This window comes from Neobacillus drentensis (assembly GCF_036966985.1).
GTDB classification, from domain to species: domain Bacteria; phylum Bacillota; class Bacilli; order Bacillales; family Cytobacillaceae; genus Neobacillus; species Neobacillus drentensis_E.
Genome location: NZ_JBALSN010000617.1, coordinates 1,011 through 2,312, shown reverse-complemented (window position 1 = coordinate 2,312; position 1,302 = coordinate 1,011). Strand labels below are relative to the sequence as shown.

Below are 1,302 nucleotides of genomic sequence, written 5' to 3'. Positions count from 1 at the left end.
TAATGATTATTCTTGTAATCACTTCAATGTATCTTGTGATTGGTTATCTGAATTTACCGATTTCTAAAATAGAAATACCACCTAAACTTTTGCCTTATGTAATAGTTGATTATCACGATTTATTTATGAGTGCAGCAATTGGGCTAGTTATTGCCCTATTCATTCTAATGTTTGGATATTTAATCAGTCTGCCGAAAAGTTGGATTTTAGAGCGATCTGCAAACCGTGAAAAAGATATTGTTGACCATTTATCGAAGTATCAAGGTAAGGTGTTATCGCATTTAATTTTTTTACATGATAAATTCATATTTTGGAACAGTAAAAAGAATGTATTAATTTCCTTTCAGCAATTTGCAGACAAGCTGGTCATTCTTGGAGATCCCATTGGGGAAAAAGACGAAATATCAAATGCAATCGAGGAATTTCAGGAAATTGCTGATTTACATGGCTATACGCCTGTTTTTTATCAAGTCAGTGATGATATGCTTCCATATCTACATGGGCATGGCTTTGCTTTTTTTAAGTTAGGTGAAGAGGCATTTGTAGATCTGAAATACTTCTCTTTAACAGGTGCCAAAATGAAAGGATTGCGAGCATTACGAAATAAATTTGTTCGTGCTGACTATTCTTATGAGATTATCACCCCTCCACATTCAATAGACTTTTTAGAAGAATTAAGAGAGATATCAAATGAATGGCTGCAAGGAAGAGAGGAAAAAGGTTTTTCACTAGGATTCTTTTCTGAGGATTATTTAAATAAGGCGCCTATTGCGATTGTAAGAAATGAGCATAAGCAGATTCTTGGTTTTATGAGCATCATGCATGTATATGATAACTATCAAACGATTTCTGTTGATTTGATGAGGTTTAAACCAGAAGCTGCATCAGGTGCAGTTGATTTTCTTTTCTTGTGTTTATTTGATTGGGCCAAAGAACAAGGGTATGATCGGTTTAATATGGGAATGGCCCCGTTGGCAAATGTAGGACTGTCAAGGTTCTCATTTTTAAGCGAAAAAATTGCTGCACAAATTTTCCTGCATGGCCATTTTTTTTACCACTTCCAAGGTCTGCGAAAATTTAAAGAAAAATATACAAATATTTGGGAACCCAAATACTTGGCCTATCGAAGAAAATCATCATTACCAATAATTATGGCACAAATTACTATGCTCATATCAAAAAAAAGAAATTAGTCCAATTTCCGGTTGGTGTGATACCAGCCGGTTTTTCTATTCTATAAATGACTTTCCAATAGATTTCCTAATTTAATCTATTATTTTGCAATACAATCTGTTAAGATTT

1 protein-coding gene is annotated in these 1,302 nt (G+C 33.6%); it reads left to right on the top strand.

Translation table 11 applies throughout. The features are described from left to right. Nucleotides 1-1,193, top strand: a 1,193-nt coding sequence (locus V7659_RS29165; protein ID WP_335543538.1) for a phosphatidylglycerol lysyltransferase domain-containing protein, incomplete at its 5' end; no start/stop codon positions are given. Nucleotides 1,194-1,302 lie beyond the last annotated feature (109 nt).